Genomic DNA, 23,161 nt, shown 5'->3' on the forward strand with positions numbered 1-23,161 from the left:
GATAAGACTTGTACAACTTTCTCTACTACGAGATTAGGTCAATCAATATATATTTTCGGTAATTGCCAATAAATAATCGGTGAAAATTCCATTCTTGGACTTACTTGCTTATTTCCTGGATGATGACCACAATCCCCATCAATAAAACAAACCAACCGAATGCAGGTTTCAATTTTTTTCCATCAATCTTTTGGCTCAGTTTTGAACCGATCAATATGCCTGCAATAGCAATTCCGGAAATGGTTAATAGGAAAGTCCAATTGATCAAATGGAAGTCTAATTTTCCAATGAAACCAAAAAGTGAATTCGCCGCAATGATCAATAGGGAAGTGCCTACAGCTTTTTTCATCGGCATTTGATTAAAGATGATCAATGCTGGAATAATCAAAAATCCTCCTCCAGCACCAACTAATCCGCTGATAAACCCTACAGCAGCACCTTGAAACAGCAATGGCAGGATACTTCGTCGACTTAATTTCTTAGACTCCTCTTCCTGGTTTCCTTTTATCATTTTCAACGCCGCAAACAGCATCAGGACAGCAAATAGGAGCATGATTCCCATATTTTTGCTTACTGCAAAGCTGCCAACTTGAAACAAATGATTTGGGATAGACTCTATGACATATAACCGGGTCAAAAACACCGTAATAATGGAAGGTAGACCAAAATATAATGCCGTTTGAAAATCAACTAAATTATTTCGGAAATAGGGGATTGCTCCAACTGCAGAGGTAGATCCCACAATAAATAGGGAATAAGAAGTGGCCAATAATGGATCTATATGAAAAAGGTAAACCAAAACAGGTACAGTTAAAATACTGCCTCCACCACCAATCAATCCAAGGGAAATTCCAATTCCAATCGACGCAAAATATCCTAAATACTCCATAAATAAATTTTTCTTCCGCAAAGTTCAGGGAAAGATTTTTTGGAGTTAGTTACATTAGTTACATATCTATGAAGCAGTTTTGCTCAGGATATAAGTAACTTTGGTTACTGAAAGACTTTTTTAAAGACCGTACTTTTGCACAAAATTTATTTAACGACTATGGATTTATTAATGGGGCCTTGGCCCTGGTACGTCGGCGGCTCATTGGTCGCCCTTATTATGCTGGCTTTAATTTTACTAGGTAGAACTTTTGGATTTTCATCCAATTTCAGAAACATCTGCGCCGTCTTAGGGGCAGGCAATTCCTGTAGCTTTTTTAAATTTGATTGGAAAAAACAGATCTGGAACCTGTTGTTCCTGCTAGGATCTGTGTTTGGTGGCTTTCTTGCCGCACATTTTCTTTCCGACAATCAAATTCCTCAAATTTCCGAACAGACAGTTTCTGATCTGAAGGAATTAGGAATTGAAAGCGCCGGAAAAGCCTACTCCCCAACAGAAATCTTCGAAACCATAAACGCTAAAAACATCGCCATCCTTGCAATTGGTGGTTTGCTGATCGGTTTCGGAACTCGATATGCTGGTGGATGTACTTCTGGACATGCAATCTCTGGACTGAGTGACTTACAATGGCCTTCACTGATTGCTGTTGTCGGATTTTTTATCGGTGGACTTGCCATGGTTCATTTATTCTTCCCCCTTATTTTTTAAGACATGAAAAAATTGATTTATATATTATTAGGCGTGGCTTTTGGTATTGTCATGTATAAAGCTGAAGCGGCATCATGGTTTCGCATCTATGAAATGTTCAGCTTTCAATCCTTTCACATGTTTGGATTTATGGCAACTGCTTTATTGATTGGCGTTCCTGCAGTACAATATTTGAAACGCAAAAAAGTGAAAAATGTCAATGGCGATGCAGTTTGCATTTCTCCGAAGGCTAAATCAATCCCTAGGTACCTCATTGGAGGAATTCTGTTTGGACTTGGATGGGCATTGGTGGGTGCATGTCCTGGGCCAGTTTTTGTGTTGATCGGTTCAGGTTTGTACAGCATGTTGATCGTTGCGGGTTTTGCAATCCTGGGAACCTATCTATATGGTCTTGTGAAAGATAAATTGCCTCATTAACAAATTGATGTGTAACAAAAGTAGCGGATACTGATTATTGATAGACCTAACTTTGTTGTATAAAATTTGTGATATGATAAAATTATTGACAGTACCAGAGTTTAAGGCTCAAATAAAAAATAATGACGTTCAACTCATCGATGTGAGAACAGAAATGGAATATTCATTAGGTAAGATTGATGGCTCTACGTTGATTAATGTTCAATCTTCTGATTTTATGGATCAGGCTAAAGAATACATTGATTTTAAAAAGCCAATCTTTATCTATTGCCGTTCTGGAGCTCGATCACATATGGCAGCCAAGATCTTGGAAAACATGGGGGCAAAAGAAATTTTCGATCTACAAGGAGGATTTTTATCTTGGAGCCAAAACAATAAGTAAGAAACATTAACTTAACAGAATTATAAATTTAATATTTTAAAGGAATACTATGTTTTTTCAACAAGTTTATGATAAAACCTTAGCTCAAGCCAGTTTTTTTATTGGCTGCCAAGCTAAAAATGAAGCAATTGTAATTGATGCAAAAAGGGATATAGATACCTATTTGGAAATTGCAAAGCAAAATAACATGAAGATTACGCACATTGCTGAAACACATATTCATGCTGATTTCCTTGCTGGTTCTCGCGAACTGGCAGAAGTAACCGGTGCTAAATTATATCTTTCTGATGAAGGTGGTGAGAATTGGCAATATGAATTCCCTCATGAAGGGCTGAAAGAAGGCGATGTCATCAAAGTGGGTAACCTAAGTTTAGAGGTTATGCATACCCCAGGTCATACCCCTGAAAGCATCAGCTTTTTGTTAAGGGATCATCCTGCTTCCGAAGAGCCTGTAATGATTTTTACCGGAGACTTCGTCTTCGTAGGTGATATCGGTAGACCTGACCTGTTGGAGGAAGCTGCTGGTCTGGTTGGTACCAAGGAAATTGGCGCCCAGCAAATGTTTGAATCATTGAAAAAGTTTGCTGCTTTACCTGATTACGTGCAAGTATGGCCAGGCCATGGTGCCGGATCAGCTTGTGGTAAAGCCTTAGGTGCGGTTCCCAGCAGTACTGTGGGCTATGAAAAAATCAGAAACTGGGCTTTCCAATTCGGAGATGACTACGAAGGATTTAAGAACTACCTATTGAGTGACCAACCTGAAGCCCCTGTTTACTTTGCCATGATGAAGAAATTGAACAAGGTAGACAGACCTCTGTTGGTTGAAGTTCCTGAGCATCCTACCTTATCGGTAGAAGAAGTTGAAAAAATGGAAGATATCACCTTAATCGATACTCGCCATAAAACCGAATTTGCAAAAGGACACTTAAAGGACTCCATCAATATTCAAAACAATAATTCCTTGGCAAATTGGGCCGGATGGATGATTGACTATGATGAAAACATGGTCATGATAGCTGACGAAGGCAACCAAGAAGAGATTACAAGAAAATTGATGCGAATCGGTTTAGATAACATCAAAGGTTTTGTGACTGACTTGGAAACAGCAGATCTGGAAAAAACCAAGCTTGTCGATGCGGATACGGTTGAAGCGATGAAAGATAATGCCGACACGGTATTACTGGACGTACGCGGTTCCTCTGAATTCAAAGCTGAACATATCCCTGGAGCAGAACATCGTTTTGTGGGCTCTTTTAGAAAGAAATTGCCTACAGATATCAAAGATAAAAAGATCATTATTCAATGTCAATCTGGAGACAGAGCTACTATTGCAGCTTCTTACCTAGAAAAAAATGGTTTCGATCAAGTTTATAATTACGCCGGTAGTTTTATTGACTGGAAAAACCAAGGTAAAGAAACAACAAAATAGTATATTTGAGTATGAGTCTAATAGAAAACGCTTATACCGGAATATTAGAACCCGCCTTAATTGAAGAAATTGAGGCGGTTGCTACTTTAAAGACCTTTCAGTCTGGTGATATTATCATTGATATCGGTCAATATATCCGTTCCATGCCATTGCTGTTGACAGGTGCGATTAAGATCATGAGGGAGGATGAAAAGGAAGGGGAGCTGTTACTTTATTATTTAGCAAAGGGTGAAACTTGCACCATGTCGATTGCCTGTTGTTTAGGTAACAAAAAAAGTGAAATCAGGGCTCAAGCTGAAATGGAAACAGCGGTAGCCATGATCCCTAATCAATACCTCAATGAATGGCTTGTCAAATATAGTTCTTGGAGAAGCTTTATCCTCAATAGTTACTCCTCCAGAATGAATGAAATGCTTGGTGCTATCGATAACCTGGCATTTTCTAAAATGGAAGATCGCATCATGAACTATCTAAAAGAGAAAGTAAAACTTACTGAAGATAGAATTCTAACAGTTACTCACCAGGATATAGCTTTAGACCTAAATACTTCACGTGTGGTGGTCTCAAGGATCCTTAAGAAGCTGGAAAATGAAGATAAGATCGTGTTACTTCGGAATGAAATAAGGGTGTTAGTATAAAAGCTAGCGCTCTATTAAGAATAATAATAGGGACAAGTGATAATAGGAAATGTTTTTATGTTTGAATACCTTTTTCAACGTAGAGATTGCCTTAGATCTTGAAAAATAAACATTACTGGCAGTTGTCCCTAATTCCTCACAGATCTCTGCCGTTTCCTTACCCTCCAATACCGATAACTGAATTATTTTTCCCTGCTGTTTCGGTAATTTCTCAATCTCTTTTACAATCAATTCAATCAACTCGGTATAGATGATCTTGCTCAGGATACTTTCCTCTCCTGATTCTAAGTCAACCAACCATTCTTCATCATGCTGAAGTTGATTTCTTTTCAATTTCAAATGGTCCAAACATTCGTTCCTTGTAACAAGGTAGAGGAAGGATTTAATGCTTTCCTCGGCATGAAAGTTCTCCTTCTTTTCCCATAACTTAAAAAATGCCTCAGAAACAATCTCTCTAGCAATGTCCCTGTCCTTGATAATTTTGAAGGCATAGAAGTGCAAGGCATGGCTGTATTGATCCATGAAGTAGCATAAAGAAGATTCTTTACCCTGCTGTAAGCCAATGACTTCCTTGTCAAAATTATTCATGTTGTGATTTGATAGGCAATATTAAAATGGTCAATATAAATTTAATGTTAATTTGACAAATAAAAAAGTTTAAAGCAATTTTTTAAGCAATAAAATAGAAAGAAATTAGCCTATTTTAAATTATTTACAAAAACTATCCATAAACAGTAACGGGAATCACTGAGGTTTTAGGATAAAAAATCGAGATCTGCTTCCGCAGACCTCGATTCCTCAATTATAATATAATGACTCTAACAAAACTTACTCATTTTCAATTTTAGACAACCCAAAATTCTCAAGTCTGTCGTCTATTGTCTTATGTCCTTAAATAGCTTTAAAGTTCCAGAACCATGCAGTTCCCCATGCGCCTACACCAGGTTCAGGATAGCTTAATACAATTTCTGAATCATTAATGATCAAGATATCATATTCATAGACAGGTGCATTTCCCTCATTTGGGGATTTACCACAAAGGACAGTCACCCCTTTGGTGGTTAATTTTCCTTTGGCCCAAACGGTTCCATCGTCCAAGGTTACTTTCTTGCCCATGTCAAAAGAAAAACTACCCACTTCTTGTTGCCCTGTAGATTTTACTTTGGTCAATTTCGCTCCACGAAGGGAAAAGATCATTTTTGCGCCTTTTCCCTCTCCAGGAGCCTGACCATCTATATCGGCCTCTTTCAAGGTCCACCATGCTGGACCATTGCTGCCCATATAACCTCCATTTCCCCAAACTGCAGGTTTGGTCGTATCCCATACCCATGTCTTGTCCTTACCATCGGTTAGCATTCCCCATTCCAAAGGTACAGCAAATGACAACTCATCAACAGTGACTTTCAAGGACTTACTGATCTTACTGCCATCAGGGTTTAGACCTGTAAAGATGATTTCATTTTCTCCGGTAGAAACTAGAAGAACAGTATCCGTTTTCTTTTGTGTTACGCCGGTTCCATAATCCCAGGAGGATAGGACCGGACTATTGTTGTTGACTACTACCTTATTGCTCTTTTTACCATTTACGGTCAGAACAGTGGCAGAGATATCCAGTTGCTCAGCTGCAATGGCCGAACCCAATTCCATTCGATCTTCTATAGGTTCACAACCCAATAACAAGGCAAATGAAATCGAAAATATGATGATATAGATTAAATTTCTCATTTGATTAAGTTTATTGATTACCAACCTGGGAACTCATTGCTTGAATCTCCCCAACCTTTATTTTGAACCAATACGCCTTCTGAAAGCGCAATCTGCGAACTTGGAATTGGCCAAAAACCGCCCGTAGCATCAAAACGCGCCTTATATCCACCACCAAATCCCTTCATTTTCGTATCGATCCCTTTGTTTTTGATGTCCACACCTTCTTGTTTTGCCAAGGCAGTACTAGCATCATTCCAACGCATCAAATCAAAATAGCGTAAGCCTTCAAATGATAGCTCCCAACGACGTTCTTTTTTTAGGGCAGCCAATGAATAAGCTACTGGTGTCAATTTTGCCCTCGCTCTTACTCGGTTTAGGTTAGTTGCGGTCTCTGTCAACTCAGCATGCATTAGCAATACATCTGCAAACCTGATTAATGCCAGGTCCTGGGTATGCGCAAGTTGCATTTCAGATTGTGCGGCATTGGCCAAGATAGCATAGGATGGGAGTAGTGCGCCGCTTTCCTTGTCATAGGCTGTAATGGATATGTATTTCTTCTGCCAAAAACCCGTTTCTTCCATTTGGTTGTCGGCCCCAAAGATATAGGAGTCCACATCAGCTGTCGCATTGATGATGGAACCTTCACGTCTTACATCAGTTGGTTCGGCCTGTTTCCATTCGTTCCATAGGTTGCTGTTCACTGGTCCTGCTCCCCAGCCTTGGCCAAATGGGAATGTTCCAGCTAAACCGTTGTTAGAACGCAATCCAAAGTGTAAGTTGTATTGATTGGAATAACCCAAATTGTACTGATCTCCCCAATCCACCAAGGTACCGAATTTCACTGCAAATACAGTTTCCTTATGGCCTTCGCCTTCATACTTAAGGTTGTTATCCTTTGCGTATTTATAGTCCAACTTGGTGAACTCATTGGAATACGGCCACAGATTCCTGAAATCACTTACCAGGTCATGACCGCTGTTTTTGATACAATCATCTAACCATTGAATGACCTGTGCTTTGGTTACCGATCCACCAGATGCTAAAGGAAGATCAGCTTTTTTATAATATCCAGTATAGAAAAGGAAAACCCTTGCCATCAATGCTTCTGCTGCCCATTTGGTCGCATGACCCGAAGGGATTGAATTATAGGGCGTTGCTGGCATCAAGCTGATCGCGGTCTTCAAATCCTCAGCAATCAATGCATAAGTCTCTGCTGCTGGGTTTTTAGGGATATTGGTAACTTGAGTACTGGTCACTAAAGGAACCTCACCAAACATTTGGGAGAGTTCGAAATAATATAAGGCCCTTAAAAAATGAACCTCACCAAGAACTTGATTCTTCTGTCCTTCGCTGGTCCAACCTTGAACCTGATCCAATGTTTCCAATGCCGTATTGGCCCTGAAGATCCCTTGGTATCTTGCAGTCCAAAACGTCAAGAAACGGTCGGGCTGGGTATTCATCAGATGATCTAAACCTTGCATATCTCGGTCATTCTCACCACCACCGCCAAAACGGTCGTCTGAAGCCAGTTCAGCCATGTAGAAATGTGTATTCGCTACATTCGAAATCGCTGCGCTTAAACTGGAGTAAATGCCTGTAAGCATGGAGTTTGCATCCGATACATTGACCGGAAAATTCGCTGTATTTTTCTTATCGTAACTCTCAGAATCTAGAAACTTTTCACAAGAACTAAGAAATCCTACAGCCATCAATAATAATATCGTCTTTTTCATGATTGCAATTAAAATTTAAGGTTTAAACCAAACATTATAGTTCTAGGCTGCGGATAGAATCCTAAATCAATTCCAGTAACCCACGACTTATCATATCCATAACCGATTTCTGGATCCATTCCGCTGTATTTGGTAAATGTGTACAGGTTCTGAACAGTTCCATATAAACGGATCTGGCTGAATGGCGATTTATTCCATAATTTGGAGAAATCATAACCTACAGTAATGTTTTGGATCTTCACAAAATCGGCATCTTCGATATAGATATCAGAAATATATTGGTTATTGGTATGGCTACCACTGGTTAAGCGTGGTAATTTGTTGGAGGTTCCTTCTCCATGCCATCTTTCAAAAATCTCAGTCGTATAGTTCTGTAATGGGCTGTCAGCAAATGAACGGTAAGATTTTGCAATCTGATGTCCAAATGAACCATGAGCAGTAATGCCCAAATCAAATCCCTTGTAACCCAAGCTGATGTTCATACCACCACTAAAGTCAGGATGTGGGTTACCGATCATCATTTTATCCTCATCAGTAATTGCACCGTCCATGTTTGCATCAACAAAAGCCACATCGCCAGGTTGTGCGGTAGGTAATACGCCTTTTCCAGCAGCACGCCATGCATCAATCTGATCTTGGTTTTGGAAGATACCATCAGTCTTGAATCCATAGAAATAGCCTATTGGAAAACCGACTTGAGCACGGTACATCTCTTTTGTTCCTTGACTCAGTACATTTTCTTCACCGTGGATAATTCCTTCTGAATTGGCGATACGAACAACTTCATTTTTGTTATAGGCACCATTCAATCCGATGCTATAATTGAAATTATCATTTCTATCTGACCAGTTCAATCCAAGTTCAAATCCTTTGTTAACGATGTCACCACCATTGATAAATGGGGCAGAGGTTCCATAGATCGCTAGTACCGGAGCCTGAACTAACCAATCCACCGTTGATTTTTTATACCAATCGAAGACTACCGATAATTTGTTGTCTACAAACCTGGAATCTAAACCTACGTTGATCTGTTCGGAAGTTTCCCAACTCACATCTGGATTAGGAAGAATATCTGGATATGCTCCGCGAAGAAGCGTATTCATGTTATTGCCAAAGTAATAGCCGTTTTTATTGTTAATGGCAATGGTAGCCAAGTATTGAAACGGTGAAATGCTTGCATTACCATTTTGTCCCCAGCTTGCTCTCAATTTGAAGAAATTGATGCTTTCATTTCCTTTTAGGAAATCTTCATTGCTCACTACCCAACCCACAGATGCCGATGGGAAATATCCCCAACGCTTTCCAGGAGCGAAATTAGATGAACCATCCGCTCTTAGGGTTAAAGTAGCCATATAGGTCTCATTGTAGTTGTAGTTGATACGTCCAAAAACAGAGGCAATGGAACCCATTGGCCAATGAACACCATTCACGGTTGGAATAAATCCATCGTATCCTTGTCCATTGCTGACCCATGCTTTATCCCATTGGCCAGGGAATGAGGAGTTAGAGGTCGATACACTTAGGTCTTCCCCAATACCACTTTTCTCCATGGATTGACCGGCTACAACATCAAATTGATGACCTGTAATCGGTTCAAAATGGTAGCTTAAAGTGTTTTCTAAAACCCAATTATATCCTACAGATTGGTTCTGACTGATATCATCTACCGCATTTTGAACCGTGGTAGATAGGTTATAAACATCCGTATATTGCCTGTAGGTCGATGCACTCATTCTATATCCAAAATTTGACTTGAATATCAAGTTCTTGATAGGCTGGACCTCTATATAGGCATTGGCAAATAAGCTATGGCTTTTTGCTTTATTCTGACCTCTACGGAAGACCATCTCCGCCATAGGGTTGGAAATAGCTCCATCCAATGCCCATTTATCTGCTACTTTGCTCGGTTGATCATAGTAGCCCCCATTTTCATTGAATGCAGGCAATAATGGATTGCCTACTAGCATGTTATGAACGTCATTCCAATAGATGTTACCAATACCGATTCCTGAGCGGTTGTTGTAACCGTAATTAATGTTCTCTCCAATTTTGATGATATTGAATTCATCATTTTTCAATAGGATATGGTCTGAATTAATCCGAACGGTATGTCTTTGGAAATCAGGTTGAACTGGTTTTCCAATGATCCCTTCACGATTGGTTATGGAATATCCCATAGAGAATTTTGACTGTTCATTTCCTCCCATGAGGTTTAAGGATGTATTCTGTAAGATAGCATTGTCATTATGGATCTCTTTCATCCAGTTGGTGCCATTCCAGGTTCCATCTTGAATTTGTTGGTATTGTTTAGGAATAAGGTTTGCCCAGTCATAAGGAGCTCCACCCTCATTAAAGCGACGTTCATCTTGGATCGTCATATATTCTTTTGCTGTTAATAGGGAAGGAAGTTTATAGGCATTTTGGAAACCTAAATAGTTATCAATATGCAAAGACATTTTTCCATCCTTACCTTGCTTGGTAGTGACCAAAACAACCCCATTTGCAGCTCTTGCTCCATAAATGGCTGCAGAGGCAGCATCTTTTAATACGTCGATACGCTCAATATCCGAAGGGTTCAGCATATTGATGTCTCCACCGGCAATTCCGTCAATGACATATAAGGGGCTTGAGTTACCAATGGTTCCTAGACCGCGGATCGTTACTTTGAAGCTTTCACCCGGCATCCCTGAACTTTGGGTAATCTGCACGCCCGGAGATTGACTTTGTAGGGCCTCCAAGATACTTGGGGTGCTTAATTTCTCAAGATCTTCTCCTTTTACCTCAATGGTTGCTCCTGTAGTCAATTTCTTCTTTTGGGTACCATATCCAACAACCACAATCTCATCTAAGTCACCTAATTCTTCTTTTAGGATGATGTTGATGTTCTGTTGATTGCCAATACTAACTTCTGATTTCAAGAAACCTATGTAGCTCACGATCAAGGTTATATTGTTACCATTAACCTCTAAGGAGAAGTTTCCGTTTGCATCCGTCGATGTGCCGTTGTTGCTGCCTTTTACGACTACGGAGGCACCTTGAATAGCATTTCCAGACTCATCGCTTACCTTTCCGCTGATGCGTCTCTGTTGGGCGGATCTGTTTTCTGCCGTAGAAACTTGGTTTCCTAAGGTTGGATTTTCTGATCGACGTAGGATGATCGTGCCATCAACCAATTCCCAGGAAATAGGTTTCCCGGTAAATAGATTGGTCAAGGCCGTTTCAAGTTTTTCATCCTTGATGTCTGCATTGATCTTGGTATTTGCAATGTCTTTGCCGTTCAAGAAAAATGGAATGCCACTCTGTTTCTGAATGGATTGCATTACTTGAACCAATGGTGAGTTCTTTGCTTTTATGCTGACATGCTGTGCATAGCTGCTCGCATATACTTGAACTACACTTAGGACAGTCAATAAAAAGGTTAATTTCATGGTCAATACCCAGTGTTTTAATTTAGGTATGGCAGACCTACTGCCATAATCAAATTGTTGTATAAAAATCATATTTTTGTACAATTAGGATTTTAAATGATTAAGGTTTACTATCAGTTTACTGTATTCTCGAGATCCTCATTTATAGCCGAACATTGGTGTGAGAGACCATGTTCGGTTTTTTATGATGATCACCCTAAATGGGAATTGTGTAATGGTTTCTTTTCATAATTTGTTTAGTTTATTAAATGATGATTAGTTTATAAGTACTTCCTTTTTGTTTCAATTTGAATTTCACGCCACTGTTCTCAATCAAGCGAATGACCTCAGCCAAGTTTTTGTCCCGGCCGATTTCTCCATAGAAATAGGTAGCAGGGATATTTCCTTGGTACTCCACCTGTATGTCATACCAGCGGCTCAAGCCTTTCATCACATCCCTCAACTCCGTTTCATAGAACATGAATTTATTGTTCTTCCAGGCAATAAAGCTCTCAACATCCACCGTTCTCTTGCTTAGACCACTTGCTGTATTGATCGCTTGTTGATTGGGCGTCAGGCTTACTTTGCCAGAGGCGGAATGGATATTGATGGAACCTTCTACCAAGGTAGAAATGGTTTGGGCCTCATCTGGGTATGCCGAAACATTGAATTGTGTTCCCGTTACTTCAATGGTCTGTGCACTACTGATTACCTCAAATGGGACTCTTTTGTTGTTCTTGTTCAGCTTCGCAACTTCAAAATAACCTTCACCTTCAAGTTTTACCGTCCTTCGATTTGGCTCAAATGCCAAAGGATATTCCAATTTGGACATGGAGTTTAACCATACCTTGCTGCCATCTGGCAATACAATCTGATATTTACCTCCTTTAGGAACATTGATCGTCGCCATGATCTTGCTGAGGTCTTTTTTATCTACAGCAAGGAGTGGGGTGCCATCAGAATATTCCAAATCCTGGTCTATTACTATCCCATCTTTGTCACTTCGTAGGTTTATCGTCCTTCCATCAGATAACTTTAATTCTGCTTTATTGGAACCTGGTAATACGGACGATAGTTCTGCATCGATTTCTGTAAAATCAGGCGTACGATAATGATAAAAAGAATATCCTATTCCCAGCATCAGGACAATGGCGGCAGCATAATACAACCAGGTCCGTTTCTTATAACGGATAGGTTTTGCTTCGGCATTCCTGATTTTTTGTAAGGTATCGGACTTCATGTCTTCCAGCCATACTGCATGGTCTGATTGGTTTAGGTTTACCCATACCAAAGCATCCTCAAACAATTCATCATCGGTCAATAGTTTTTTGAAGAATGCTTCATGTTCTGGCTTTTCCTTTATCCATTGGTCTAATCGGACACTCTCAAGCGAACTGATATTCCCCTCAATGTATTTTTTGATTAATGCAGCTACTTCTCTGGAAGTTTTCATTTTGTTTATAATGGTCGTTGGAGCTAAAACGAACATCTAGGTCAAACCTTAGTAACTTTTTTAAAATATTTTTTATTTCCTCCCAGAAGCCATAACTTTGCACCTATGCTTAACACAACAATCGGGTTCAATCAGCAATTTCCCCTTATCGCTAAGGTATTAGGGATAGTATTGCTGTTTGTATTAACCTCCTGTCCGATTAAGGCATCAATCAAGCAAAATCTGTATCAGGATACCAAAACTGAAAGCAGAAGCAACAAATCAGCAAAGCCTGATTCTTGGATTGACTACGAAACGGTAGATTGTAGCGTTGCGAATGAGCAAATCAAAGCTCATGATCTCGTGGTTAAAGATTTTCAAGTGCAGCCCGCTGTATTTGCTTTGTTTAGCCTTGCCTTAATCCTTTTTTCTTTCCTGCCTAGGAAAGAAGTAAAAAACTATCATTGGAATTCCCAAAAGACAAATTCCAATGACCTATTCCTTCAATTCCGTCGATTAAACTTATAGAATTGCTATCCTGACATCTGTTTGTCATTCTGACAAATGTATGTTGGCCTGGAAATGGACTGTCTTGTCCTTTCCTAAATTTTCTGTGCAGTGGCATGGCCAAGCCATTCAATCAATTCAAATTTTAATATTTAATATGGGTTTAAAATTAAATAGCCTATTGATCCTGCTGGGGATGTTTTTTGCCATGGATAGCCATGCCCAAAACCTGCAAGATCTCTGGGACAAAACAAGGAATTATTACAAAGGATTTGAAGTTCAGAAACAACAGATCCTATTGGCAAAACAGGATAGTATTGCCCAACAGATAAAATACAAACCGCAAGTTCAAGCGCAATTCCAACAAGGCTTTAGCTCCGTAGAAGGAACTTCAGGTGCTTTTCTTCCGCTACCCGGAATTATGAATATTTCCGGTCCTAATCAATTGGATGGAGCTTCCGCCACCTTTAATCATTTCCTTTCCGGTAGTATGAACTGGGATTTGATCAACTTCGGAAGAAAAGCGCTTGACAAGGACATATCCAGTACCAAGGTTGACTATTCCAAACTGAAAGAACAGGATTTCTCTTACAACGTCCAACAAAAGTTGAGCAGACGCTATATCGAATTCCTGTTTTTCCAGGTAATGGATGATTGGTACAAAAAACATAGCGAACGCTATCAGTCTATTTTGGAGATTACCAAAGGCCTTGCGCGTGCAGGAATTGTTCCTGGAGCAGATACCTTATTGGCTACCTCATCGCTAAAGAACGTAGAAAGTAACTTGCTTCAAATCCAAGGGAAATTAAATGGCGCCAAGATCTTGTTGAAAGAATTTACCAACGAAGAGGTAGTAAGTGTCGGAAATTCCAGTCCGGAAGCTTTTTTACAGGTAATAGGGAGTCAACAGACCAATGCGGTTGAACATCCATTGCTGATGATGAAAAAGAAAGAAGAGGAATCATTGACCCTCTTGGAAAAAAAACAGGGAAAAGAACTTTTTCCTCGAGTGATGTTATTGGGAGGATTGGCCAATAGGAACTCAGGTATTACAGCCAATGGATATGTGAATGCCAACTACAGTGAAATCTATAATGATTTTGCCAATAATTATTTTGTAGGTGTTGGTGTAACCTGGAATCTTCAGGATATGTTTAGATCCAAATCGGATAAGAAGCAATTCAACATAAAACTTCAGAACAATCTATATGAACAGGAACTGCTACAGAATGAAATAAGCAGCAACCTCAATCAGCTGAATGCCGAAATATCAGCGGCTGCTGAGGGCATTGAAGAATCAAATATCAGTAGACAACAGGCAGAAGATGCCTATCAGCTCTATAAGGCACGCTATGAAGGTGGATTAATAAACCTTTCGGAGCTCTTGCAAGTTCAGGAAATCCTGCTTCAGACAGAAAGACAGAACCTGACGGCTTATTTGAATTACTGGAACCTGATGGTCAATAAAAGCTATCAACAAGCGGATTTCAGTCAGTTGTTTACTCACTTTTAAAGAATACTATGAATTTAATACGTTTTGCTTTAAGAAAACCGATCGCCATCATCATGGTCATCTTCGCGATTGCCTATTTTTCATGGCCGGTTATCAAAAAGATTAAAGTCGATATATTTCCGGAGATCGAATCTCCAGCCATGTACATTGCCATGCCTTACGGTGGACTTTCACCGGCCTATATGGATGGCTTTATGGCCAATGAATTCCAGAAAGTACTACTCTTTGTAAACGGTGTCAAAGAGCTGGATTTCAAAAGTGTACAGGGTCTTTCCTTAATGAAATTGACCTTCTATCCCGGAACGGATATGTCCCAGGCATCTGCAGAAATCAGTATGCAGGTTTCTAGGGCAATGGGTTTCCTGCCTTCCGGAGCGGTACCTCCCATGGTTGTACGCTTCGATGGTAGTTCACTGCCGGTTGGTCAATTGGTATTCGACTCAGATCAACATTCGGTCACCGAACTTCAAACCATGGCAGTTACGAAAGTACGGCCAATGTTCGTGAATATCCCGGGGATAACGGCTCCTGCACCTTTCGGTGGTAATATGCGAAGCTTGGTGGTCAATATTGATCCCCAGAAGATGAAAGCCCATGGCTTGAGTCCAGAGGAAGTGACCCTTGCTGTCACTAAAAACTCCATGCCTTCACCCGCAGGAAATGTACGGATCGGCGATAAGAACCTGATGGCGCCTATTAATTCTATTTCCAATGGAGTGGATGAGTTTTTACAGACGCCTATTAAATCTTTGAATGGACGAACCATATTGATCGGAGACGTGGCAACCGTCATGGATGCGGCGGATCAAACCGTAGGTTATGCCATCATCAATGGAAAACGATCGGTATACCTACCGATTATCAAAAAGCCCGATGCATCCACTTTAGATGCGGTAGATAACCTGAAGAAAGCTTTGCCCATGTTGGAAAGCCTTCTTCCTGAAGGGGTGAAGATTACCTATGCCTTCGACCAATCTGTTTATATATCCCGGTCACTTTCCAATTTGATTTTTGAAGGTGCTTTGGGAGCCTTATTGACGGGCTTGATGGTATTTCTCTTCCTTCGAGATCCAAGGGGTGCCCTTATTGTAATCCTGACGATTCCGATTGCCATTATTACTGCTGTGATAACCCTGCATATGATGGGGCAGAGTATCAATATCATGACCCTTTCGGGATTGGCACTTTCTATCGGTATTCTCGTCGACGAGGCCACGGTGACCATTGAGAATATCCATCAGCACATGGAGCTAGGGAAGAAAAAATCACGGGCCATTCTGGATGCTCTGTTAGAAATATCAGCTCCAAAATTGCTGATCCTACTTAGTATTTTGGCAGTACTGACCCCAGCATTTATGATGGAAGGGATACCGCGAGATATGTTTATGCCATTGTCCATGGCCGTAGCCTTTGCCATGATCGCTTCTTTTATATCTTCCCAAACCTTCGTGCCCATCATGGCCAATTGGATCATGAAGACCAAGAAGCATCATGCTGGGAAATATAAACGTTCTTTTGTGGACAAAGTAGGGGTGAAATACGTATATAGATTGCGCTCGTATTTTGCGAAATCAAAATTGATTTCCGTTCTATATGTTGCGGTAGCTCTGTTGTTAGTTTTTGGAGCCGTGAATATCTTAGGTACGGATATCATGCCCAAATCAGAAGGCGGTGACTTTCAAGTCAGGCTGCGCATGCCAGATGGTACCAGATTGGAGCGTACGGAAGAGGCGGTAAAATCGATGACCAAAAGTATAGTTGCCGAGTTGCCTGAAAACAGTCTGAAGATTTCATCTTCTTTTGTCGGCATGCATCCATCAGCAAATCCAATCAACCCTATTTTCTTGTTTACGAGTTCAACTGGAGAGGCTGTCATGCAATTCTCCTTGGACAAGAAGAAATTAGGGATGAAAACAGACCAGTTCAAGGAGTTTGTTCGGAACCATGTCAAGGAGAAATATCCAGAAGCAAGGATAAATTTCGAACCGATCGAACTGATGGAAAAAATTATTGGACAGGGGTCCATGACTCCGGTGGAGGTGAAAGTAAGCTCTGCGCAATTGAAGAACGCCGAAGCTTTTGCCGAAAAAATTAAAAAGGAATTGGCAAACTATCCTTTCTTAAAGGATGTGCAGCTAGCCGAACCCTTACATTATCCAACCATTGATATCAAGATTGATCGCAGAAGGTTAGCGGAATTTGGTCTAACGGTTCAGGAAGTTTCCCGAAACTTGGCTGCAACAACTTCATCGACCCGATTTACGGATAAGAACCTATGGGTGGATCCTAAATCAGGTTTGGTTTTCCAAGTGCAGGTTCAGGTACCTGAAAATATGATCCAGACGCTTCAAGATTTGAGGTCTATTCCGGTTAAAGCTGGCTCATCAACGCCTTTATTGGAAGATATTGCAACTATTACCGCCAATGAGGTTCCCGCACAGGTAAACCGTAGAGGACCAAATAGGTATGTGAGCATTATTGCAGACATCCATGAAAAAGACCTTGGTGCTGCCAACAAAGCGGTCAATGAATCCTTGGAAAAGGTAGGAGAGGCTCCACGCGGTACCCGAATCTGGAAAGAAGGTAACCTAACTTTATTGGAGGACACCTTGGCTGGATTACTTTCAGGACTATCCATTGCCATTGTCGTCATCTTCTTTATGATGTCGGCTTATTACCAATCTGTTCGTGTAAGTCTGGTTATCCTTTCTGTAGTTCCTGCAGTGATTGCCGGGTCTTCCATTATGATCTGGATCTCTGGAAGTACCTTGAACCTACAATCCTATATGGGTATCATTATGTCCATCGGTGTGTCGGTTTCCAATGCGGTCTTGTTGATCAATCAAGCAGAATGGTATAGAAAGAAACTGAATCTAACAGCTTCTCGATCTGCATTATTAGCTGCCAAATCTAGGTTCCGTCCTATTCTGATGACCGCCCTGGCCATGCTTGCGGGAATGACGCCAATGGCATTGGGAATGGGAGATGGTGGTGAACAGGTTGCTCCATTAGGTCAAGCTGTTATTGGTGGGCTGCTTAGCTCTACTTTAACTATCTTATTGATTATTCCATTGATTTTCAGTCTTATCATGAACAAAGCATCTTATGGATCACCTTCATTGGATCCTGATGATTCAAACAGTAAATTTTATTTAGAGAAATAAACCATGAAAAAACTTAGCATATTCGGACTTGTCTTATTATTAGCTGGTTGCCAGGCAAACAGCAAAGAGGCAGATACTAAAAAGGAGGGTCCATCCAATAATACGGTTTCGGTTAAGGTTACCCAACCCATCGAACAACAACCTTCGTACAGCTTGAAGTTGCCAGCTGAATTGCATCCCTATGAATCGGTGGATGTCTTTGCAAAGATCAAAGGCTTTGTCCGAAAGATCAATGTTGATGTGGGCGATCAAGTGAGCAAAGGTCAGATCCTTGCGGTTTTGGAAGCTCCTGAAATGGATATCCAATCCACAGCGGACCGAGCTAAATCCCAGCAATTGAGTGCAAATTTCGAAGTCAGCAAAAGCCGGTTCGATCGCTTGAAAAAGGTGAAGAGCCAAAGTTCAGGCGCTGTTTCAGACCTTGAATACGAGCAAGCCTATGGTTCGATGTTGAGGGATAGCGCCGCATTGGAAGAGAGTAACTTCTCTTACAAGAAATCAAACCAAATGCGTGAGTATTTGGTCGTAAGGGCTCCATTCTCCGGTGTGATTACCCAAAGGAACTTTTCCGTAGGTGCATTGATGGGCGATACGGGAATGCCATTTTTTAAATTGGTAGATAACAATAATTTAAAGTTAAAGGTGGTCGTGCCTGAATTACATGCGCAGTCTATCTCAGACAGTACCGTGGCAAGATTCAAGGTGCTGAGCAAACCTGATACGGTATTTACTGCCCAGTTGAAAAGGAATGCTTTGGTAATAGATCCTGTTTCTAGGTCCTTGGCCTTAGAATTTGATGTGCCGAATAAGAGCAGGGCCATGAATGGCGGTGATTATACGGATGTCCAATTAAACCTTAAGCGAAAAAGACCTACGGTATTTGTACCCCAATCTTCTGTGGTGAATTCCCAGTCAGGAATATTTGTCCTTAAACTTGCTGATGGAAACAAGGTAGAACGCGTTCCTGTGGTTTTAGGTCAAGCTCAAGATAAGATGATGGAAGTGTTTGGTGATCTAAAACCAACAGATCAGATCATTGAAAAGGGTTCAGAAGAAATTAATTCTGGACAAATAGTTCAAATAATAAAATAATCTAAGCAAATTTAAATATGAAAACGAAGCAAATGATTTTGGGAATCTCTATGTTGGCCCTATTGGCAGTTGGATGTAGTTCCGGGACTAAAAAGGAAGGTTCTGCTGATTCAACGGTTCAAGTTGATAACACGGAAGAAGTCCAAGAAGCGAAAATGGTCGGCAAACAAAATGACCTGAAAGCAAGTTTTACCAATATCAACGGTGAAACTGTTGCATTGAGCGATCTTAAGGGAAAGGTTGTTGTCATGAACTTCTGGGCAACATGGTGTCCGCCATGCATTGCAGAAATGCCTTCCCTGCAAAAATTGCATGAGGAATTGAAATCTGAAAAGGATATCGTCTTTATGGCCATTGAAGTGGATCAGGATATTGATAAGGCGGCCAAATTTATGGCCAAGAACAAATATACCTTGCCCTTGTACACCGTTGGGTCGGAACTCCCAGAGGAGTTAATGTCCAATTCCATTCCAATGACTGTAATCCTTGCCAAAAATGGAGACATTATCGGCAAGCAGGTCGGTATGATGGATTTCAAGTCCGAGAAACTTAAACAAGGATTAATCGATCTTACAAAAGAAAACGAAAGATAATATCAATGAAATACATAATAATTATGATGCTACTCGCTGGATTACATGGAGATGATGCCTTCGCGCAATCACGTGAAGAACTGATCGCAAAAAATCAACAATATACAGGTGCAGATACTCAAAAAGAGAAATATAAAGCCGTGTATCAATTGGATACCGATAATCCTGATATCGTAAAGAAAGCGTTCAGAAACATCAATAACCTTCTCAAAGATCCACGTTTAAGTGGCAAACTGGAAGTCGAACTGGTGACCTTTTCCGGAGGTACGGAAGTGATGCGCAAAGACAATCAATACGAAGAACAGCTTTTGGGACTTATTGAAAAAGGAGTACGGGTGGTTCAATGCCTGAATTCTCTTGAAGAAAGAGGGTATAAAAAGGACGAACTCTTTGACTTTATTGGATACACCCCAAGTGGCAATGGAGAACTCGTGATCTTAAATAATGAGGGCTGGACAGTGATCAAGCCTTAAGGATCATAGCAGATAATAAAAAAAAGCAACCCTTTCTGGGTTGCTTTTTTTGAATCAGGATGGAAAGGATTGGAGGATAGACCAAGATTTACACTTCTAAAAGAATACTAGCTAACTTCCAATTCTGAACGAATAGTGAGGAATCTGTACGGTGGTCCTCCCAAACAGCCTGTCATCTTCAATCGAAGATTGAAGAATTGTACGCCATTGTTTCCCAGATCTTGGTCTAACCTTTCATCCCTTTCATCCTGGTTCAATATAGCTAACAGTTCCTGTACCGAAGGTGCAGGATGACATGATCTTCAAAAACAGTAAATAGATTCCTCACTGATCGTTCAGAATAGCAGTGTGCTAAAGAAATTTTCTTTTGGTGCTTTAATCTTGTTTCATCCTCTCATCCTTTTCATCCTGGTTCCTTCCCAGTTCTTGGTCTATCCTCTTATCCTTTTAATCCTGGTTCAACCAATCCATCCCTTTAATTCCACTAAAATTCTACAAATTATGAAGGATATTTTTCGAACATTCTTTTGGTCTCATTCGAGACATATTCGGAAAATTCGGAATGTGTCTCGAATAAGGTCCATCCAAAACTCAACAAGAATTCTCAAACGAAATGCAGTTCGGCTCATTCAAATTTCCTTAAAAAAGTGATAGAAAAAAATGTAAAACACTTTTATTTTCTTAATTAATCGACAACACAATGTTAATATTCACTTAATAAAGCTTTGCTATTTTCGTGACCATAACTTAAGCTGATTAAACTATGAAAATCAAATCTACTCTTTTGGGAGCATTGCTTCTTTCAGTGGTTGTTACACAAGGCCAAACTGATAACGGCATTATGGAATTATCGGAGTTTGCATATCCAGTCAAACGCAAGAACTTAAATATTCCCAATGTCAATGGTTTCCAGGTTTTGAAATGTGATTTTCATATGCATACGGTCTTTACCGATGGTCATGTTTGGCCTAATGTCCGTGTTCAGGAAGCTTGGCGTGAAGGATTGGACGCTATTTCATATACCGAACACATGGAATATAACCCGCACAGTGCGGATGTGAAGGTAGACCATAACCGTTCCCATGATTTAGCCGTAGAACTAGCAAAAGAAAACAATGTCCTTTTGGTGAAAGGTACTGAAATTACCCGTCAAACTCCTCCAGGCCATTTCAATGCGCTATTTATTCAAGATGCCAATACCTTAGTTTCCGATAATAATGCAAGCCTGGACCAAGAAGCGATCGATAAGGTTTATGCCCAGAAAGCCTTTATCTTCTGGAACCATCCTGGTTGGCAGGTAAATAACATACCTGGCTCTTATGAATGGATCGATTTTGTGGAAAAGATGTACCAAGAGAAAAAGCTACATGGCATCGAAGTGGTTAATGGACTTGGATTCCATAAAAAAGCGTTGGACTGGGCATTGGACCGAAATCTGGCCATTATTGGAAATACAGATATCCATAACCTGATTGCCCATGATTATGATATGGAAAAACCTGGGGTTCATAGAACTATGACATTGGTCATGTCAAAAGACCGTTCAGCAGCTGGAATACGTGAAGCTTTGGAAGCAGGGCGTACCGTAGTTTGGTCAAGTAACTATCTTTTTGGAAAGGAAGAACATGTTAGGGAATTAGTGAATGCCTGTGTTTCGGTCTCAGCATCCTATCATGAAAAAATCAATGGCAAAACAAAAGTGAAGACCAGATATTATGAAATCAAGAACAATAGTGACCTATACTTTGAACTGGAACTAAAAGAAGGAAAGGGAACAAAGCGATTGGTCCTTTATCCAGAATCCACTCAAATCTTGACTGCCGAAGATGGCCAATCCAGACTGTCCTATGAAATTATTTCCACTTATATCAGAAGTGACAAACATTTGCAGTTTGAAGTCAATCTTAAATAAATAAGCATACAACCAACAAGTTAATATTAAAAAACCGCCCCAGAAATTCTGTGGGCGGTTTTTGTTAAAGATCGTATTTTGGATTAATGGATCAGCAGCAGAGAAATGCTTACCAAGATCATCAATAGGATTGAAAAAGCAAATGAATTGACAATGAATACTAATATTCCTATCAGAATACTCCTTCTTTTCCTAGTCGCATAGAAACGGTGATGTGCGATAAAGAAATACAGGCCTGCATATATCATGGCAATGCCGTAAATCCATGTGGAAAGATGGTTGAACCAGGCATAGGCGTGAAGGCTCGGTTCAATCAGGTTCATGATAAGGAATAAGGTAGCGATCATGAGCAAGAAAGAAAAATAATGAAGTGTAAATACGCCATGGTCGTAATACCACCATTTTTTCTTGTCATGGAAGAGGTACAGGATCAGTGCAAATATCGGCAGGTAGAAAAATAAGGCTTTTGGGAAAGTATGCATAAAAACAGTCACAAAGCTCTGTACTATATCATTCAATGGAACCTGATGGTCCTTCAGTTCGAAATATTTATTTACATATGGCCTGAAAATCTTTCTGATTATGGAAGGATTTACTTGGGAGATGGAGTCGTATTCAGCTAAGGAATTAAAACTGAACAGCTTTGTGTTGCTTAAATCGGCATCATCTTCATGCTGTAAGCTATCCAGATTAAAGATTTGGTCTATTTTTGAATTTAATTCCGCAGAATCTAAAACCCCAATGCTTCCATTGGCCAAAAGATCCTGATTTAGTTCCTTCCGTAGGATTTCCTTTTGCAAGGAATCCAGGGAAACATTTCCTGAATTGTCAGCATGATTGTTAGTGCCTACGAAAGACGCAATAAAGAAGGTTACAAAGGAAATGAAGATATACAGTTTGACAGGGGGCACATATCCTTGCCTTTTACCGGAAAGGTAGATTTTGGTCAGCTTTCCTGGAAAGAACAAAAGATACTTCATGGTTTTCCAGAACTGACCATCATAGTGGGTGAAGTCTTCAAAAAAGTGGGTAAAGAGATAATGAAAAGGCTGTCTGTTTTCCGTGTTTTCCTGTCCGCAATGGGGGCAGAACCTTTCCTCGACGAAGTGACCGCAGTTTAAGCAGTTTTTTTCTTCACGTAGTTTTCCGTGGCTCATTAATTTGG

General features: G+C 40.3%; 19 protein-coding genes. 12 read left to right on the forward strand and 7 right to left on the reverse strand.

Going from position 1 to position 23,161, the window contains the following annotated elements:
- Positions 1 to 100: 100 nt before the first annotated feature.
- Positions 101 to 889: a sulfite exporter TauE/SafE family protein gene (locus tag NLF99_RS11290; protein ID WP_185213594.1), complete on the reverse strand. Its 789-nt coding sequence runs from the start codon at positions 887 to 889 to the stop codon at positions 101 to 103.
- A gap of 159 nt (positions 890 to 1,048) precedes the next feature.
- Between NLF99_RS11290 and NLF99_RS11295 the strand changes: the two genes are divergently transcribed.
- The 5 genes from NLF99_RS11295 to NLF99_RS11315 all read left to right on the forward strand — a co-directional run bounded on the left by NLF99_RS11295 (position 1,049) and on the right by NLF99_RS11315 (position 4,463).
- Positions 1,049 to 1,597 (forward strand): YeeE/YedE family protein, encoded by a 549-nt coding sequence (locus tag NLF99_RS11295; protein ID WP_254528275.1) that lies wholly within the window; start codon positions 1,049 to 1,051, stop codon positions 1,595 to 1,597.
- A 3-nt stretch (positions 1,598 to 1,600) separates the two neighbouring features.
- Positions 1,601 to 2,014 carry a DUF6691 family protein gene (locus NLF99_RS11300; protein WP_185213596.1) on the forward strand — a complete coding sequence of 138 codons (414 nt, stop codon included), beginning with the start codon at positions 1,601 to 1,603 and terminating at the stop codon, positions 2,012 to 2,014.
- A gap of 73 nt (positions 2,015 to 2,087) precedes the next feature.
- Positions 2,088 to 2,396, forward strand: coding sequence for a rhodanese-like domain-containing protein (locus tag NLF99_RS11305; RefSeq protein WP_185213597.1), 309 nt, complete (start codon positions 2,088 to 2,090; stop codon positions 2,394 to 2,396).
- 49 nt (positions 2,397 to 2,445) lie between these two features.
- The gene (locus NLF99_RS11310; protein WP_185217253.1) at positions 2,446 to 3,825 is read left to right on the forward strand and encodes a rhodanese-like domain-containing protein; all 1,380 of its coding nucleotides are present in this window, start codon (positions 2,446 to 2,448) and stop codon (positions 3,823 to 3,825) included.
- 11 nt (positions 3,826 to 3,836) lie between these two features.
- Positions 3,837 to 4,463, forward strand: a complete 627-nt coding sequence (locus tag NLF99_RS11315; RefSeq protein ID WP_185217252.1) for a Crp/Fnr family transcriptional regulator — start codon at positions 3,837 to 3,839, stop codon at positions 4,461 to 4,463.
- Between the two features lie 3 nt (positions 4,464 to 4,466).
- Here NLF99_RS11315 and NLF99_RS11320 read toward each other — a convergent pair whose 3' ends face one another.
- From NLF99_RS11320 to NLF99_RS11340, 5 genes are all read right to left on the reverse strand, one after another.
- A complete protein-coding gene (locus NLF99_RS11320) occupies positions 4,467 to 5,051 on the reverse strand; it encodes an RNA polymerase sigma factor (protein WP_185213600.1) in 585 nt (194 codons plus the stop codon).
- A gap of 303 nt (positions 5,052 to 5,354) precedes the next feature.
- A complete protein-coding gene (locus NLF99_RS11325; RefSeq protein ID WP_254528278.1) occupies positions 5,355 to 6,188 on the reverse strand; it encodes a hypothetical protein in 834 nt (277 codons plus the stop codon).
- Positions 6,189 to 6,205: 17 nt separating this feature from the next.
- The gene (locus NLF99_RS11330; protein ID WP_254528287.1) at positions 6,206 to 7,903 is read right to left on the reverse strand and encodes a RagB/SusD family nutrient uptake outer membrane protein; all 1,698 of its coding nucleotides are present in this window, start codon (positions 7,901 to 7,903) and stop codon (positions 6,206 to 6,208) included.
- An 8-nt stretch (positions 7,904 to 7,911) separates the two neighbouring features.
- Positions 7,912 to 11,403: a TonB-dependent receptor gene (locus NLF99_RS11335; protein WP_254528290.1), complete on the reverse strand. Its 3,492-nt coding sequence runs from the start codon at positions 11,401 to 11,403 to the stop codon at positions 7,912 to 7,914.
- A gap of 172 nt (positions 11,404 to 11,575) precedes the next feature.
- Entirely contained in the window at positions 11,576 to 12,763 is a 1,188-nt protein-coding gene (locus tag NLF99_RS11340; protein WP_254528293.1) for a FecR family protein, read from the reverse strand.
- 105 nt (positions 12,764 to 12,868) lie between these two features.
- Between NLF99_RS11340 and NLF99_RS11345 the strand changes: the two genes are divergently transcribed.
- From NLF99_RS11345 to NLF99_RS11375, 7 genes are all read left to right on the forward strand, one after another.
- Positions 12,869 to 13,270 (forward strand): hypothetical protein, encoded by a 402-nt coding sequence (locus tag NLF99_RS11345; RefSeq protein ID WP_185217249.1) that lies wholly within the window; start codon positions 12,869 to 12,871, stop codon positions 13,268 to 13,270.
- Between the two features lie 136 nt (positions 13,271 to 13,406).
- Positions 13,407 to 14,762 (forward strand): TolC family protein, encoded by a 1,356-nt coding sequence (locus tag NLF99_RS11350; protein WP_254528296.1) that lies wholly within the window; start codon positions 13,407 to 13,409, stop codon positions 14,760 to 14,762.
- An 8-nt stretch (positions 14,763 to 14,770) separates the two neighbouring features.
- Entirely contained in the window at positions 14,771 to 17,926 is a 3,156-nt protein-coding gene (locus tag NLF99_RS11355) for an efflux RND transporter permease subunit (protein WP_185213606.1), read from the forward strand.
- A gap of 3 nt (positions 17,927 to 17,929) precedes the next feature.
- Entirely contained in the window at positions 17,930 to 19,018 is a 1,089-nt protein-coding gene (locus tag NLF99_RS11360; protein ID WP_254528299.1) for an efflux RND transporter periplasmic adaptor subunit, read from the forward strand.
- 17 nt (positions 19,019 to 19,035) lie between these two features.
- Positions 19,036 to 19,611, forward strand: a complete 576-nt coding sequence (locus NLF99_RS11365; RefSeq protein ID WP_185213608.1) for a TlpA disulfide reductase family protein — start codon at positions 19,036 to 19,038, stop codon at positions 19,609 to 19,611.
- Positions 19,612 to 19,616: 5 nt separating this feature from the next.
- A complete protein-coding gene (locus tag NLF99_RS11370) occupies positions 19,617 to 20,084 on the forward strand; it encodes a DsrE family protein (RefSeq protein WP_254528301.1) in 468 nt (155 codons plus the stop codon).
- A 763-nt stretch (positions 20,085 to 20,847) separates the two neighbouring features.
- Positions 20,848 to 21,996, forward strand: coding sequence for an Sb-PDE family phosphodiesterase (locus NLF99_RS11375; protein WP_254528303.1), 1,149 nt, complete (start codon positions 20,848 to 20,850; stop codon positions 21,994 to 21,996).
- Between the two features lie 83 nt (positions 21,997 to 22,079).
- Here NLF99_RS11375 and NLF99_RS11380 read toward each other — a convergent pair whose 3' ends face one another.
- The gene (locus NLF99_RS11380) at positions 22,080 to 23,153 is read right to left on the reverse strand and encodes a DUF3667 domain-containing protein (RefSeq protein ID WP_185217243.1); all 1,074 of its coding nucleotides are present in this window, start codon (positions 23,151 to 23,153) and stop codon (positions 22,080 to 22,082) included.
- Positions 23,154 to 23,161: the final 8 nt, after the last annotated feature.

The sequence above is a fragment of the Sphingobacterium sp. LZ11T8 genome, from assembly GCF_024261425.1.
Taxonomy (GTDB): Bacteria; Bacteroidota; Bacteroidia; order Sphingobacteriales; family Sphingobacteriaceae; genus Sphingobacterium.

Coding starts and splice junctions, on each gene's coding strand:
- NLF99_RS11290 (WP_185213594.1), bottom strand. CDS start 889: ATGGAGTATTTAGGATATTTTGCGTCGATTGGAATTGGAATTTCCCTT.
- NLF99_RS11295 (WP_254528275.1), top strand. CDS start 1,049: ATGGATTTATTAATGGGGCCTTGGCCCTGGTACGTCGGCGGCTCATTG.
- NLF99_RS11300 (WP_185213596.1), top strand. CDS start 1,601: ATGAAAAAATTGATTTATATATTATTAGGCGTGGCTTTTGGTATTGTC.
- NLF99_RS11305 (WP_185213597.1), top strand. CDS start 2,088: ATGATAAAATTATTGACAGTACCAGAGTTTAAGGCTCAAATAAAAAAT.
- NLF99_RS11310 (WP_185217253.1), top strand. CDS start 2,446: ATGTTTTTTCAACAAGTTTATGATAAAACCTTAGCTCAAGCCAGTTTT.
- NLF99_RS11315 (WP_185217252.1), top strand. CDS start 3,837: ATGAGTCTAATAGAAAACGCTTATACCGGAATATTAGAACCCGCCTTA.
- NLF99_RS11320 (WP_185213600.1), bottom strand. CDS start 5,051: ATGAATAATTTTGACAAGGAAGTCATTGGCTTACAGCAGGGTAAAGAA.
- NLF99_RS11325 (WP_254528278.1), bottom strand. CDS start 6,188: ATGAGAAATTTAATCTATATCATCATATTTTCGATTTCATTTGCCTTG.
- NLF99_RS11330 (WP_254528287.1), bottom strand. CDS start 7,903: ATGAAAAAGACGATATTATTATTGATGGCTGTAGGATTTCTTAGTTCT.
- NLF99_RS11335 (WP_254528290.1), bottom strand. CDS start 11,403: ATGATTTTTATACAACAATTTGATTATGGCAGTAGGTCTGCCATACCT.
- NLF99_RS11340 (WP_254528293.1), bottom strand. CDS start 12,763: ATGAAAACTTCCAGAGAAGTAGCTGCATTAATCAAAAAATACATTGAG.
- NLF99_RS11345 (WP_185217249.1), top strand. CDS start 12,869: ATGCTTAACACAACAATCGGGTTCAATCAGCAATTTCCCCTTATCGCT.
- NLF99_RS11350 (WP_254528296.1), top strand. CDS start 13,407: ATGGGTTTAAAATTAAATAGCCTATTGATCCTGCTGGGGATGTTTTTT.
- NLF99_RS11355 (WP_185213606.1), top strand. CDS start 14,771: ATGAATTTAATACGTTTTGCTTTAAGAAAACCGATCGCCATCATCATG.
- NLF99_RS11360 (WP_254528299.1), top strand. CDS start 17,930: ATGAAAAAACTTAGCATATTCGGACTTGTCTTATTATTAGCTGGTTGC.
- NLF99_RS11365 (WP_185213608.1), top strand. CDS start 19,036: ATGAAAACGAAGCAAATGATTTTGGGAATCTCTATGTTGGCCCTATTG.
- NLF99_RS11370 (WP_254528301.1), top strand. CDS start 19,617: ATGAAATACATAATAATTATGATGCTACTCGCTGGATTACATGGAGAT.
- NLF99_RS11375 (WP_254528303.1), top strand. CDS start 20,848: ATGAAAATCAAATCTACTCTTTTGGGAGCATTGCTTCTTTCAGTGGTT.
- NLF99_RS11380 (WP_185217243.1), bottom strand. CDS start 23,153: ATGAGCCACGGAAAACTACGTGAAGAAAAAAACTGCTTAAACTGCGGT.